The sequence below is a fragment of the Rahnella sp. PAMC25559 genome, from assembly GCF_050632365.1.
Lineage (GTDB): Bacteria > Pseudomonadota > Gammaproteobacteria > Enterobacterales > Enterobacteriaceae > Rahnella > Rahnella rivi.
On the sequence record NZ_CP192542.1, the window covers coordinates 63824 to 77642 of the forward strand.

Here is a 13819-nt window from a genome sequence, read left to right on the forward strand (position 1 = left end):
TGCATGATCCGATTTACTGGCATATTTTCACTTTCCGGAAGTGTACCACGGCGCAGCAATAAGCAAAGCCGCCCTTTTCGGGGTCGATATCCCCGTCACAGTGCAAGCCAAAAAACACAACATGTACGGGAGTTAGTATCAAACAAGATACCACATGATGTGCTTTTAGCGGGAGCGGCCGCTGGAAAGAAAGGAAAGATCCGGAACTGCCAGAAAGCGGATTTCACGAGAAAAAATGAAAGGAATGCGGTAAACCTTCATTTCAAAACCCTTCTGACAGGAAAATAATGATGCTCAGCCAGTTGCCCCTGCGCTTTCCCAAAAAACTCATCAAATCGCTGAACAACCGTGCTGTCACGGAAAAGACCTCGGTCAACGCCCTGGCAGAGGGTTTTCTTGTCGTCTCATTGCAAACCAGCACGCCGGATGATGACTGGCTGCAGCTGGTTACCCGATCGGACGAAGCGGTGCAGCTTCTGTACCGGAAAGTGATCCTCGGAGAAACCTTTAGCCGCCAGGCACTGCGCCGCACAGAGCTGCGCTTTATAACGGATCTTGCCCATCAGGCCTACCGCGACGCTAGCTCAAAGGAATTTGTCAGGTGGCCAGTATTGGAAACGCTGCTGAACATCAGCTTCGAGCTGCTGGTCTGGCAGGCAGAGCACGGGCTGCCGGTGGACGGACACTACATTAAGCGTACCTTTGAGTTTGCGACGGAAAACTGGCAGGAAGAGGCCGCGCGCTTTATGCGTGAAATGAGCCGCGCCGCCGATCCCGGCTATGCGGAGTACCTGATGCGGCCGCTGGCGTCTGGCTGCTTTTCGCTGGATGATTATCCTGACGAGGTGCAGGCCCGCGTCTTTACGCCGGCGCGCCTGCAGCAGATCTTTCCGCTGCTGATGCGCACCCGGGAGTGGACCTTCAGGCAGCGCGAAACCTTTATCCGGGAGGTGCGCCCGTCGGTGCGGGAAATGAATGACACCTTCACCGCCGGTGACCTGCGGTTTGACATCCGGGTCGACGGCCAGCGCGGCGACTTGCCCGCCGCCGTTGGTGATGAGGTGCCGCGCCTGTATCTGGTTCTGACCGGCTGCAACTTTGTTATGCCGCTCTACTGGAGGGAGTTTGCGGAGCTTTACCGCCTGCTGAACGTCTATCGCACCACGCCAGAGGCGGTACGCCGCTACAGCGAAGGTGCTCTTATCAGCCTGGCCCTGCCGGGGACCACGCATCCGGACGCGCTTCTGGGTTTTGATGCGCTGCGGGTATTTGTGCCGGCAGAGGCATTCGGCGAACTGGTCCGGGAGCTGACGGAACGGTTAGAAACGGGAGCCCTGGCCGACTCCGTGGAAACCCTGCGCACGCTGTACGGAGATCTTTAGCATGACAGATGAACAGACCGGAAAGACGATCAGCCTGTTCGATCAGAATGATGTCACCCGGAGCGGCATCATCGAGTAACCGCAAAAATTCATGTCGCTGAAGCGATGCTCAAGAAACATTTTCGGTATACCAGCTGGCCAGTAGAAAACCTTTCTCTTCGACGAAGTTCTTAATTCTATTTTTTGCCCGAAGTGCATCCTGTTCTTTAGCCGAAGCGGGGAGATATCCGTGAATGTACATTTTTTAATCCTTAAATGACGCATAGGTGATGATCATAATGTACATGACAGATAAGTGATGATTCATTGGAGAAAAGCGTCACATTTTGATTATGATATTGCTATTATGGTAAATAGTAAAAGTTAACCCCATAAGATTCATCGGTTATTTCTCCAGTCATGGGGTCTTTCTTTACTTTTGAGTATTGGCGATATTTTGGTTCTTCTCTCCATTCTAGCTGGCCTTTTTTTCTTGTTTTACTTAGTGGTGAGTCATCAAAATCTGGTTTTGATGATTCTTTAGTCGCTAATTCTGGGGCAACAAAAGAAAATTTAGATGAGGGAGGAAGGTTTGCTAAAACTGGGAGAGAGAGAAGTAAGCAAGTTGCTACAAGGATGACGTTTTTACTATCCATAAGAGTTCTATACCCATCATTGGCTTTTTAGCGGCAGTTCATATTTTAATCTAAATGTATTTTCAAATGAACCTAATACTACAATGATTTACTTGAGAATGCTCCTGTCTACACGTAAGTTCACGCTTTGTAAACGAAAAATGCACCTGGGGAGATGGTTTTTCGAAGGTTAAAATACGAGATCACCCAGTTTGACCGTTGCTTACGAAACCCGTCGCACCTATGAACTATCCCATTTAGCCTGGTGCGCACTTGTCGCTGCCCGACTTGCGCAACAGGAAGGCAAAGTGCTGTTCCCGCTGCAAGTTTGTAATGTCACCCAGATACGGCGCATTTTCAGCCATTCTGGAAGATCTCTTCTGATGCTGTTAACCATGTCCAATAAAGATCTTCACCGCTTGCCGGTGATCCAGGTCTTTGTTGAAAAGCACCTGCATCGCTGCGATGCCGCCTCTCAGCTGGATCTCACTGAACGTCAGGTACAGCGTCTGATGAACCGCTTCCGAGAGTCCGGTGCAGCCGGGCTGACGAACAGCCGTCGCGGTTTGCCCTAAACTTATCGCATTGATATTGCATTGCGCCATCGAATACTGACGCTGCTACGTGAAAATTACGTCGATTTTGTCCCCACACTTCCCGCAGACAGCGCCACGGGATTTCCGTTTCTGTCGAGACGTTGCGCTGCTGGATGACTGCCGACGGTCTCTGTGTGCCGCATGCCCATCGGCGACCGCGAGTTTATCAGCTTCCTTCGCAAGGCCATTCATCATCATGGCGAACCCGAGGGGCACTATCGATAAAAGTGGCGCCAACACTGCGGCACTGGCCACGCTCAATGCGGGTAAGGAAAAGGAGGAACGCATCACGGTCAGGCAAAGTAAATATTTGAACACAGCACGCGTTTATAGAACTGTTTAACCGAACGTACCGGACCGAAATACTAGATTTTTATCTTTTCATAACCCTGAATGAAGCACGGGTAATAACGGAACGCTGGCAGAATGAATACAACAGTGAGCGACCTCATGAACCCCTGAATAATCTGACGCCGAAAGAGTATCGGCTGGGAGCTGAGAAAGCGGAAATCACAGAAAGTGCGTGGAACTAATGCTGGGATACTTACAATCTGAACGGCAAGATATTTAATAAGCACATTGAACGCAACAACCTGACGCTGAGAACCCGTATTAAACGTCTGGCCCCGAACAATCTGCTTCTCACACTCGATTGAACTTCATCAAAATAGTCATCGGAGCCTTTATCGAAAAGCACATGCTCTACTAATTGGAGTCACACTGTCGATTTATTCAATAAAACCTTACCTACACTAATGCGACGACATTCTTACAGCTGTAATACTATTCATTCAAATGTTTATCTGCAATCTCATTTAAGATTTCTTTTTAACATTTAAAATGCATACAACTTTAATCAACATTAAAATTAAAAATCATGAAAGCATTGACAGCTCAGTAGCGATTGAAGTGCTAATGGATATTCCTGAAGACAATGTCGTTGCGACTTAAAATGATAGACTATCAAACGAGTTAATATAAAGCATTTCATTTAGTAATGATGTATTTTCGTTGCATTCATTGATGTGCGTTAACCCGCTTTAAAAATAAGGTTAAGGTTAGCAGGGGTTGTTTTTTTATTAGTAATAATAAGTGGCTTAACAAAATACAGGGGATGTTATATGAGTCATGGGCTTGTAGCTATTCAAACGTTAGATGTTACCAATACAGCTTTTATGCTGCTATGTACCAGCCTCGTTATGTTAATGACACCTGGACTGGCCTTTTTCTATGGCGGTTTAGTCCCACGCAGAAGCATTGTGACAATAATGTCACAAAGTTTTTTCTCGATGGGATGGGTGGCAATCCTTTGGTCTGTTGTGGGTTATTCGCTTAGCTTTGGCCCAACGATGAACGGAATTATCGGAGATCCGTTTTACTACGCGTTTTTGAACAATATAACTCCGCATACCATGTATACCGGTAATGGCGGCGGATTGCCTCTGTTAGTCCATTTCGTCTATCAAATGATGTTTGCCATTATTACACCAGCGTTAATTACCGGTGCGTTCGCCAACCGCGTGAACTTCCCGGCTTATCTTGTGTTTCTAACTTTCTGGACACTTTTGGTTTATTGCCCATTTGTTCATATGGTCTGGAGTCCGGAAGGGATGTTTGCTAAGTGGGGAGTAGTGGATTTTGCCGGTGGTATTGTCGTCCACGCTACCGCTGGTTTTGCCGCCCTCGCTTCAGCACTATATGTCGGTAAACGTGCTTTCGTTTCAGATGGCAGCCATAACATTCCCTATATCGCATTGGGTGCCGGGTTATTGTGGTTTGGTTGGTATGGCTTCAACGCCGGTTCAGAACTGCAGGTTAATACCATCACCGTTTCCGCCTTTATCACCACTGATATTGCCGCTGCATTTGCTGCTATCACCTGGTTTCTTATCGAGAAAATCCGTACAGGTAAACCTAAGCTTATCGGTTTTTTAACCGGTGCGGTCGCTGGCCTTGCAACCATCACACCTGCCGCAGGCTACGTTTCCATTCAGTCAGCAGCGATTATTGGCATGATTGCCAGCCTAGTCTGTTATTACGTGGTTCTGCTGGTAAGACGTCATCTTGACGATGCACTGGACGTATTTGGCGTCCATGGTGTTGGTGGCATAACCGGCTCAGTTCTAGTGGGAATATTCGCCTCAACCGCCTGGAACGCAAAAGGTCCTGATGGCTTGCTAGAAGGCAATGGGATGCAAATCATTAAACAGATGACTGCTGTCGTCTTTACCAGCTTCTGGTCTTTTGTTTTTACACTCGCCATTTTGTGGTTAATTAATAAATTCACACCGGTTAAAGTCAATCAAAATACCGTTGGGGCAGAACTAGATTACACATTATTCGGTGAAGATGCCTACTCTGAGAGGAATTAATATAATCCGTATCTTCGACTCACATGAGCAGTTTTTCGATGACTTAACCCACAGCCCTTAAATTCAAGTTGTGAATTTATCGGATTAATACGTTAACTGGCAAAGTAACGCTTCCTATTCCAAAAAGTATATATATCAAAGGAGTGGCGACTCCAATTAGTAGAATATGTGATTTTCGATATTCGGGTTTTGTAGAGGTATAGGTCAGCAGGGAAACGCGTTTATATGATCGACAACGAAAGCGCTTGTGATGTGAAGAACTCCGATCGTGGCGATGAACTTCATGTGAATGGTAGCGAGGAAAATGAACAGGAACGGAAACCATAGAAAACCACAACTACCAATAGATTATCAGAAAATTCTATCGATTGAAGGCATTACCCATCAAAGGTAGCATTGTAAATGGAGAAATTATGCAACTTACACCCAGAGAAATAGAAAAGCTGATGGTTTATACCTTAGCTGATGTCGCGTTAAAAAGGAAAAACAAGGGGCTGAGGCTTAATCATCCAGAAGCCGTCGCTATTATTACCGTCACCGCAATGGAAGGGGCGCGCGAGGGAAAAAGCCTGGAAAAAGTGATGGTAGCAGCGCGTACCATTTTGACCAAAGAAGATGTGATGGATGGCGTGGCTGATTTAATTCCCAACGTGCAGGTGGAAGCCATTTTCACTGATGGCAGCCGCCTTGTAACGGTCCATGACCCAATTCAGTGATTAAACGACACCTTTTCACTTAAAGGATTATTTATGAAAAAGAAATCTTATACCACGTCAACCGTGGATACTACCGCTGAAACAACGGTGCCGCTCGGTGGTTATATATTAGCAGATACACCAATCAAATTTAATGAAGATCGTCCTGTCATCAAAGTGAGTGTCAAAAATACCGGTGATCGCCCAGTTCAGATAGGTTCTCACTTTCACTTTTTTGAAGCGAATAAAGAACTGGAGTTCGAGCGCGAAAAAACATTTGGTAAACGGCTGAATATCACCGCAACTACCGCTATACGTTTTGAACCGGGCGATATTATTACGGTTGAGTTGATTCCTTTTGCAGGCAAACAAACAGTCTACGGATTCAATAACCTTGTTGACGGCTGGGCCGGTAACTCCTTCGACGGTCAAAATGATGCGCTTGATGAAATTATGGAAAACGCGGTCAAGCGCGGATTCAAATCGTCTCATTAAAATTTAAAATTAAATGCTATTGGAGAAATCATGCCCACAATTTCAAGAAAAGAATATGCCAGTTTGTTTGGACCAACCGCCGGTGACAAAATTCGCCTAGGTGAGACCGACCTTTATATTGAAATCGAAAAAGATCTGCGTGGTTACGGTGAAGAATCCGTATACGGTGGAGGCAAATCGCTACGTGATGGAATGGGCGCGAATAACACGTTAACGCGTGATAACGGCGTACTGGACTTGGTTATTACCAACGTCACCATTGTTGATGCCAAACAGGGTGTCATAAAGGCTGATGTCGGTATTAAAGATGGCCTGATTGTCGGCATCGGTAAAAGTGGCAACCCCGCAGTCATGGACGGCGTGACGCCAAATATGATTGTCGGACTGAGCACCGACGCCATTTCCGGCGAACACTTAATCCTGACCGCTGCCGGTATCGACAGCCATATTCACTTTATCTCGCCACAGCAGGCTTACGCTGCGCTGTCCAATGGCGTTACCACCTTCTTTGGTGGCGGTATTGGCCCAACTGATGGCACCAACGGCACCACGGTAACGCCAGGGCCCTGGAATATTCGCAACATGCTGCGTTCGTTTGAAGGACTGCCGGTCAATGTTGGCCTGTTAGGTAAAGGCAATGCATTCGGCAGAGCCCCACTTGTGGAGCAAATTGTTGCTGGTGTCGCAGGTTTGAAAGTGCATGAAGACTGGGGTGCTACGCCAAACGCGATACGCCACTCATTGCGCATCGCGGACGAAATGGATGTTCAGATATCGGTGCATACCGACAGCCTTAACGAAGCGGGTTATGTAGAAAATACTATTGAAGCGTTCGAGGGTCGCACCATCCACACCTTCCACACCGAAGGTGCAGGTGGTGGACACGCGCCGGACATCATCAAAGTCGCCAGTCAGCCAAATGTGTTGCCAAGTTCAACCAACCCTACCCTGCCTTTCGGCATCAACACTCAGGCGGAACTGTTCGACATGATCATGGTTTGTCACAACCTGAATCCGAACGTAGCCGCAGATGTCTCTTTTGCGGAAAGCCGCGTACGTCCGGAAACTATCGCCGCCGAAAACGTACTTCATGACATGGGGGTTATCTCTATGTTCTCCAGTGACTCTCAGGCAATGGGCCGTGTTGGGGAGAACTGGTTGCGCATCGTGCAGACCGCTCATGCGATGAAGAGTGCACGCGGCAAACTGCCGGAAGACAGCCACAGCAACGATAACTTCAGGGTACTGCGCTATGTCGCCAAAGTAACCATTAACCCGGCAATTGCGCAGGGTGTAAGCCACGTTATTGGCTCAGTTGAAGTGGGCAAAATGGCTGACCTTGTACTGTGGGATCCGCGCTCGTTCGGCGCTAAACCGAAGCTGGTGATTAAGGGTGGGATGATTAACTGGGCGCTGATGGGCGATCCCAATGCGTCGTTACCAACACCGCAGCCAGTGTTCTATCGCCCGATGTTTGGTGCGATGGGAAAAGCCCTGCAGGACACCTGTGTCACGTTCGTTTCTCAAGCCGCACTGGATGACGGCGTTAAAGAGAAAGCAGGATTGGAGCGTCAGGTTATTGCCATCAAAAATTGCCGTTCGATTACCAAAAAGGATTTGGTGCGCAACTCAGTCACGCCACACATTGATGTCGATCCTGAAACATTCGCCGTAAAAGTTGACGGGGTGCATGCCACCTGTGAACCGATTACTACTGCGGTAATGAACCAGAAATACTTCTTTGGCTAAGCGCACTTCTCGCGCGTTCTGATTTAAGGCGATTACAACATGATACTGATTGAAAAAATTATTGGTAATACCAAGAACGACCCGTCATGGAAAGAAAAAACCATGGAATATCAGCACGATGTGCTATCACTCGAGCAGTGGGAAGCCCAGAAGAGTCGTTGCCGTAAGCAAAGTGAACAAGGACTTGATGTCGGTATCGCGCTGGATCGCAGTGTTCGTTTAACGGATGGGGATGTTTTGTTACGAGATGACGACAAAAAATATCTGTTAACCGTTCATATTACCCTGCGCGAAGTCCTGATTATCCACCTGGAAAGCGTAGCAGATGCGGATTTCGAAGCGTCTATTAAGCGCGTGTTTGAACTGGGGCATGCTCTGGGTAACCAACACTGGAAGTCAGTGATTAAAAGCACTGAGGTGTATGTGCCGCTGACTGTCGAAAAGAAAATGATGAGTTCGGTCATGAAAACCCACGGCTACAATGAGTCTGAATATCACTTTGTACCGGGTGAAACAGTGCTACCGCTTCTCACCCCGTCTGAGTCGCGTCTGCTGTTTGGTGGCGCTGAAGATTCCCATGTGCATGTCAGGGTGATCCACCAGCATTCACATCAAGACCATGCTCACCCCCATGATCACGAGCATCTCGACCACGCACCTCATGGGAAAGAGCATGAGTAAAAACATTAATATTGATGAACTACACCAGCTTCTTCATCTGGTCAGGGTGCTTCAATTTGGTGACTCGGTGCTGCCAGTAGGAGCATTTTCCTTTTCCTGCGGGGTTGAATCAGCCATTCAAGTTGGACTGGTTCACGATGTTGTGACGTTAAAAGCATTTGTCGAAACCTCGCTGAGGCAGGCTGCACAATGCGACGCCATTGGGTTGGCCCATGCTCACCAAGCATTGCTTGATGGCAACTTCAGGCAAATTCTGGCCGTTGATCGCGAGATTATTAATCGCAAACTCAACGATGAAGCGCGGGTAATGACTCAGCGTATGGGCAAGAAGCTGGTGGAAATGACCATCAAAGTCTTCGAGTCAGAAGTGCTGACGTGGTGGCTTGATAAAATCAAGGCCGGTGAAACCGCAGGCACCTTTCCGGTAAGCCAGGCATTAATCATGGCATTACAGGGTATCAGCGCCCAGGAAGCCATCACCATGCATCAGTACGGCGTTGCCATGACAATCTTAAGCGCCGCCCAACGGTTGATGCGAATAACGCACTTTGATAGCCAGAAAATTCTGTTTGAGGTTAACAAAAGCATACCCGAATTTTGCCAGCAGGCCGTTAATGCAAATATCAGCGAGATGGCATCGTACACGCCACTGATCGATATTCTGGCATCCGTACACGTTGATGCGCATGTGCGTTTATTTATGAATTAATGGAAAGGAAAGAACAATGAAAAAAATTACGCGCTTAGGTATTGGCGGCCCGGTCGGCTCAGGTAAAACAGCCATCATCGAAGTGATCACGCCAAAATTAATTGAGCGAGGTTATAAGCCGCTGATCATTACCAATGATGTGGTGACTACTGAAGATGCTAAACAAGTAAAACGTACCCTGAAAGGTATTCTCGACGAAGACAAAATTTTAGGCGTTGAAACCGGCGCCTGCCCGCATACCGCGGTGCGCGAAGACCCCAGCATGAATATTGCTGCCGTCGAGGAAATGGAAGATAAATATCCTGACAGCGATCTGATCATGATTGAAAGCGGCGGTGATAATTTAACGCTGACCTTCAGCCCGGCGCTGGCGGATTTTTATATCTATGTTATTGATGTGGCCGAAGGGGAAAAAATTCCACGTAAAAATGGGCCGGGCCTGGTGCAGGCCGATATTCTGGTGATTAATAAAATTGACTTAGCCCCATACGTTGGCGCAAGCCTTGAGGTCATGGAAAATGACACCAAAATTGTGCGCAGCGGTCGTCCCTATATTTTCACCAATTGCAAAACTGGCGAAGGCATCGATGCTCTGGTGGATATGATCGAAAATGACTTTCTGTTTACGCACGCTAAATAGGGGCCACGATGCAGATTAATGAAGAGGCGCCGCTGGCGCTCGATTCTCTCTCGCTGGGCGCATTAGCGCCCGAATTAGTGAGTTATCAACATGAGCCGCCGCAAATGGCCAGTGCCGCCGTTGGCAAACACGGCTATCTGCGGCTGAGATTTGCTAAGCGTGGCGCTAAAAGTACCCTGCATGAAATGGAAAGAAAAGTACCGTTACTGGTACAAAAAGCGCTCTACTGGGATGAGGAAATGCCGTTCCTGCCTTGTGTGACGATGATTTCCACATCAGGATGTATTTTGCAGGGAGATCGCTTAACCGTTGAGATTGACCTTGACGCGGGAGCGTGTGCCCACGTTACCACGCAATCTGCGACTAAAGTTCATTCGATGGATAATAACTTCGCCGCGCAAACGCAGCATATTCGCGTCGGAAAGCAGGCCTATCTTGAATTTATGCCCGACCAGCTTATTCCACATCGCAAATCACGATTTATCAGTGATACCGTGATTGAATGTGACAGCACCGCGACCGTCATTTATTCAGAGATTTTAATGTCCGGGCGCAAATATCATCATCAGGATGAGCGTTTTGGATTTGATGTCTACTCTTCCCGCATTACGGCGAAAAATGAGTTTGGCAACACCCTGTTTAATGAAAAACTGGTGTTAACGCCGAAAGAAAGGCCGCTGGATGTGGTAGGCGTAATGGGCAAATTTGACGTTTATGGCAACGTCATTGTTTTCACACCGAAAGAATATCAGGATGAAATTTTAGCCCAGTCACCATCATTTTACAGCGAGCAACTGTGTTATGGCGTCAGCCGTTTACCGAATGAATCAGGGCTTATTTTCAAAGTGCTTTCGTGCGACAGCTCCGATGTAAAAAATGCAATCCGCGAATTCTGGCAAAAAGTTCGTAAAGTCACGACCGGATATTCATTACCCACGCCGTTTATCTGGAAAGTATGATTATTCCGTATTTGTTCCAGCCGAGGAAAAAGGGCTTTTATTGCCCTCTTTCCTCAAATAGTTCGCCAGGGCAAATGTCAATTATCAGGAGGAGTACTGATATGAGCATTTCATCAAGCATATCAACTAAATGGAATTATTTCGCAGATTCCAACGACGTGATTAAGTTTATCGACGTGACGCTGCGTGGATGCGCGCAGGTCATGTTTCAAAATAATCCGCTTACCGGATTAATCTTCTTTGTTGCAATATTTATTGCTTCTTACGGTGAGGGAAACCCCGCTGCGGCATATGGCTGTGTTCTGGGTAACGTGATAGCAACATTTACCGGCAGGTTTCTTCGCGATCGCACTTCCTGGTTGGCGGGTCTTTACAGTTATAACGGCTGTCTGGTTGGGGTTGCGCTGCCGACCTTTCTGGCAGTGACGCCACTTCTTTGGTGCTGCATTGTTATTGGCAGCATCGTTTCGGTTATCGCCACAGTCAGTCTTGCCGACGTAATGAAAACCTGGAAGGTTGCGGCGTTAACGGCACCTTTCGTACTGACAACCTGGGTTATTTTGCTGGCAAGCTATGCGTTTTCTGACCTGCCAGCTTCAGGCTTGCCAGTCCCTGAACTTCCTCTTCCTTTAATGGATGTCAGCGCACAAAACTTTTTTAACGACCGAATCTTCGAAAATTTATTTAAAGGCATTTCTGAAGTCTATTTATTGAGTAGCGTCACAGCCGGTGTGCTGTTTGTTGTCGGTCTCGCGGTGGCATCACGCTGGGCGGCGATATTCGCTATCGGTGGCTCCTTTCTCGCCATTATCACTGCCGCGTTACTGGGTGGTAAAGCCAATAGTATTGAGAGCGGACTGTATGCCTTTAGCGCTGTACTGACGGCCATCGCCCTCGGTTCCACCTTCAATAAACCAAGCTGGCGCGTGCTGGGTTACACCTTGATTGGCGTGATGTTTACCGTTTTTGTTCAGGGTGCGATGAATGAGTTGCTGACTCCAGTGGGCATACCGACGCTGACCATGCCGTTTGTGCTGGCGTCGTGGCTATTCCTGGTACCGAATCAGGATATTATGCCACCGCATCGTCAAGGGCGGTAATGCTTTGCTGACCGATGATAACAGGAGCCCCCCAATGCTTTTGCATAAATTAATTGGCTGGATGCCAGGGCTAAACGATCTCCTCCATTATAAGAAAGCGTTTCTTAAGGATGATATTGTGGCTGGATTTTCGGTTTCCGCCGTAGCATTGCCGGTGGCTATTGCCTACACCCAGTTAATGGGCATTAACCCGGTGATTGGGCTGTATGCCTGTATCCTGCCGATGATTGTTTATGCATTATTTGGTACTTCGCGCCAGCTTATTGTCGGGCCTGATGTAGCGACCTGCGCGGTTATTTCCTCGGTAACCATGCCGTTAGCGATGGGAATTAGTGATATCATATGGGAACTGACTATTATTATGACCATCATGACAGGGCTGTGGTGCCTGCTTGCAGGTTATTTTCGGCTCGCTATTTTTGCCGAGTTTCTGTCACAACCTATTCTGACGGGCCTGTTTAACGGCGTGGCGGTAACTATTGTTGCCAGCCAGATGAGCAATATTTTTGGCCTGACTCCGTCACCAACCAACTTCATCGCCAGCATGCTGGCGTTACCGAGAAAAATAGTCGAACTGCACTGGATTACGCTGGCACTGGCCTTAAGCAGTCTGGTGATTTTATTACTTTTAAAAAAATTCAGACCGACCTGGCCCTCTACGCTTATCGTAATGGTACTCGGTACCGTGCTGAGTGATTTTTTTGACTTCCATGCCGCCGGCATTGCTATAATTGGTAATATAGGCACAGGTTTACCGCATATTCACACTCCCTATTTTGACTTCTTGCTATATAAAAAACTGCTAATTCCCTCGCTTAACCTGACGGTTATCAGTATTGCCAGTTACATGATGACGGTCAGAAGCTTTGCAGAAAAAAATCATTATGAAGTGGATATTGACCAGGAGCTGCGCGCATTGGGCTATATCAATATTGCCGCAGCCATCAGTCAGGGATTTGCCGTAAGCGCCGCGACCAGCCGTACTGCCGTTAACGATGCTAACGGTGGCAAAACCCAGATGGTTTCTGTTATAGCCGCATTAATGATTGCGCTGGTACTGTTTTTTCTGACGCAATCCCTTAGTTTTATCCCGCTGGCCGTTCTCGGCGCCGTGCTTGTTTATTCAGCGACCTCGATGTTTAGTCTAACTACGCTGTACGCGATGCGTAAAACCAACCGCGCAGATTTTATTTTAGCGTCATTTACGTTTGTGGCGGTGCTGGTAGTCGGATTAGTGAACGGTATTGGCTTTGCTATTCTGGTCGGATTACTGCAGTTTTTGCACACTGTTTTCAGACCAACCGATTTACTCCTTGGTTTAGACGACGTTGGCGTTGTTCGCTCCATGCGTGCGGAAGATGATATTAAACCGATCCCCAATGCGCTGTTATACCGTTTCAACTCGCCACTCACCTATTTTAATATCAGCTACTTCAAAAAGCGTATTCATCAACTTATTGATGACTCATTCACACCGTTGCGATGGGTGATTATCGATGCTGCAAGCAGCTTTACCTATAACGACTCTACGGTGATGAAATATATCAGCGAACTGGCAAATGAATTAAAAAGCAGAGAGATAATATTAATTTTAGCCGGACGAAGCAGCGAACTACGCTCATGGTTGCTTAAAAACCAACTGGCCTTGTACCCGAAAGGGCCGATATTAGTTCCCGATCTCTATTTTGCCATCCGTCTGATGCAAAGCTATCGCGAACAAAATGAAATTAACGAACAAACCCTGGCACTCAATTCCGCTGTTGCGCACAGAACCAGCCAGCTTAACTGATTTTGAACAAAATGATTAACATACCCAAAATGATAACA

The 13819-nt window shown here is 47.4% G+C and carries 13 protein-coding genes and 5 pseudogenes; 15 read left to right on the forward strand and 3 right to left on the reverse strand.

What is annotated here, in order from left to right:
* The first annotated feature begins 287 nt into the window (after positions 1-287).
* Positions 288-1382: a transcriptional regulator gene (locus tag ACQZQY_RS00305; protein WP_431295571.1), complete on the forward strand. Its 1095-nt coding sequence runs from the start codon at positions 288-290 to the stop codon at positions 1380-1382.
* 13 nt (positions 1383-1395) lie between these two features.
* On the opposite strand, the pseudogene ACQZQY_RS00310 reads toward ACQZQY_RS00305, so the two are convergent.
* Positions 1396-1623, reverse strand: a pseudogene (locus ACQZQY_RS00310) (recombinase family protein); the annotation flags it as partial.
* Between the two features lie 103 nt (positions 1624-1726).
* Positions 1727-2017 carry a hypothetical protein gene (locus ACQZQY_RS00315; protein ID WP_431295572.1) on the reverse strand — a complete coding sequence of 97 codons (291 nt, stop codon included), beginning with the start codon at positions 2015-2017 and terminating at the stop codon, positions 1727-1729.
* A 374-nt stretch (positions 2018-2391) separates the two neighbouring features.
* On the opposite strand from ACQZQY_RS00315, the pseudogene ACQZQY_RS00320 reads away from it, so the two are divergent.
* The 5 genes and pseudogenes from ACQZQY_RS00320 to ACQZQY_RS00340 form a co-directional block, all read left to right on the forward strand.
* Positions 2392-2762, forward strand: a pseudogene (locus ACQZQY_RS00320) (helix-turn-helix domain-containing protein); the annotation flags it as partial.
* Positions 2758-2908, forward strand: a pseudogene (locus tag ACQZQY_RS00325) (IS6 family transposase); the annotation flags it as partial. The pseudogenes ACQZQY_RS00320 and ACQZQY_RS00325, both read left to right, overlap by 5 nt.
* Positions 2907-3125, forward strand: a pseudogene (locus ACQZQY_RS00330) (integrase core domain-containing protein); the annotation flags it as partial. The pseudogenes ACQZQY_RS00325 and ACQZQY_RS00330, both read left to right, overlap by 2 nt.
* Positions 3126-3140: 15 nt before the next feature.
* Positions 3141-3301, forward strand: a pseudogene (locus ACQZQY_RS00335) (IS1 family transposase); the annotation flags it as partial.
* 412 nt (positions 3302-3713) lie between these two features.
* Positions 3714-4964 carry an ammonium transporter gene (locus tag ACQZQY_RS00340; RefSeq protein ID WP_431295573.1) on the forward strand — a complete coding sequence of 417 codons (1251 nt, stop codon included), beginning with the start codon at positions 3714-3716 and terminating at the stop codon, positions 4962-4964.
* Between the two features lie 76 nt (positions 4965-5040).
* Here the strand turns inward: ACQZQY_RS00340 and ACQZQY_RS00345 are convergent, their stop codons facing one another.
* On the reverse strand, positions 5041-5289 hold the full coding sequence (locus ACQZQY_RS00345; RefSeq protein ID WP_431295574.1) for an IS1 family transposase: 249 nt from the start codon (positions 5287-5289) through the stop codon (positions 5041-5043).
* Positions 5290-5377: 88 nt separating this feature from the next.
* Between ACQZQY_RS00345 and ACQZQY_RS00350 the strand changes: the two genes are divergently transcribed.
* From ACQZQY_RS00350 to ACQZQY_RS00390, 9 genes are all read left to right on the forward strand, one after another.
* Positions 5378-5680 carry an urease subunit gamma gene (locus tag ACQZQY_RS00350; RefSeq protein ID WP_431295575.1) on the forward strand — a complete coding sequence of 101 codons (303 nt, stop codon included), beginning with the start codon at positions 5378-5380 and terminating at the stop codon, positions 5678-5680.
* 33 nt (positions 5681-5713) lie between these two features.
* Entirely contained in the window at positions 5714-6154 is a 441-nt protein-coding gene (locus ACQZQY_RS00355; RefSeq protein WP_431295576.1) for an urease subunit beta, read from the forward strand.
* Between the two features lie 30 nt (positions 6155-6184).
* Positions 6185-7903: an urease subunit alpha gene (locus ACQZQY_RS00360; RefSeq protein ID WP_431295577.1), complete on the forward strand. Its 1719-nt coding sequence runs from the start codon at positions 6185-6187 to the stop codon at positions 7901-7903.
* A gap of 39 nt (positions 7904-7942) precedes the next feature.
* Positions 7943-8584 (forward strand): urease accessory protein UreE, encoded by a 642-nt coding sequence (gene ureE / locus ACQZQY_RS00365; protein WP_431295578.1) that lies wholly within the window; start codon positions 7943-7945, stop codon positions 8582-8584.
* Positions 8577-9293 (forward strand): urease accessory protein UreF, encoded by a 717-nt coding sequence (locus ACQZQY_RS00370; RefSeq protein ID WP_431295579.1) that lies wholly within the window; start codon positions 8577-8579, stop codon positions 9291-9293. The genes ureE and ACQZQY_RS00370 overlap by 8 nt, the downstream gene beginning before the upstream one ends.
* A 16-nt stretch (positions 9294-9309) precedes the next feature.
* Entirely contained in the window at positions 9310-9933 is a 624-nt protein-coding gene (gene ureG, locus ACQZQY_RS00375; RefSeq protein WP_431295580.1) for an urease accessory protein UreG, read from the forward strand.
* A gap of 8 nt (positions 9934-9941) precedes the next feature.
* Positions 9942-10892 carry an urease accessory protein UreD gene (locus tag ACQZQY_RS00380; RefSeq protein WP_431295581.1) on the forward strand — a complete coding sequence of 317 codons (951 nt, stop codon included), beginning with the start codon at positions 9942-9944 and terminating at the stop codon, positions 10890-10892.
* Between the two features lie 101 nt (positions 10893-10993).
* Positions 10994-11992: an urea transporter gene (gene yut / locus ACQZQY_RS00385; RefSeq protein ID WP_431295582.1), complete on the forward strand. Its 999-nt coding sequence runs from the start codon at positions 10994-10996 to the stop codon at positions 11990-11992.
* A 34-nt stretch (positions 11993-12026) separates the two neighbouring features.
* Positions 12027-13781, forward strand: a complete 1755-nt coding sequence (locus ACQZQY_RS00390) for a SulP family inorganic anion transporter (protein ID WP_431295583.1) — start codon at positions 12027-12029, stop codon at positions 13779-13781.
* The last annotated feature ends 38 nt before the right edge of the window (positions 13782-13819 follow it).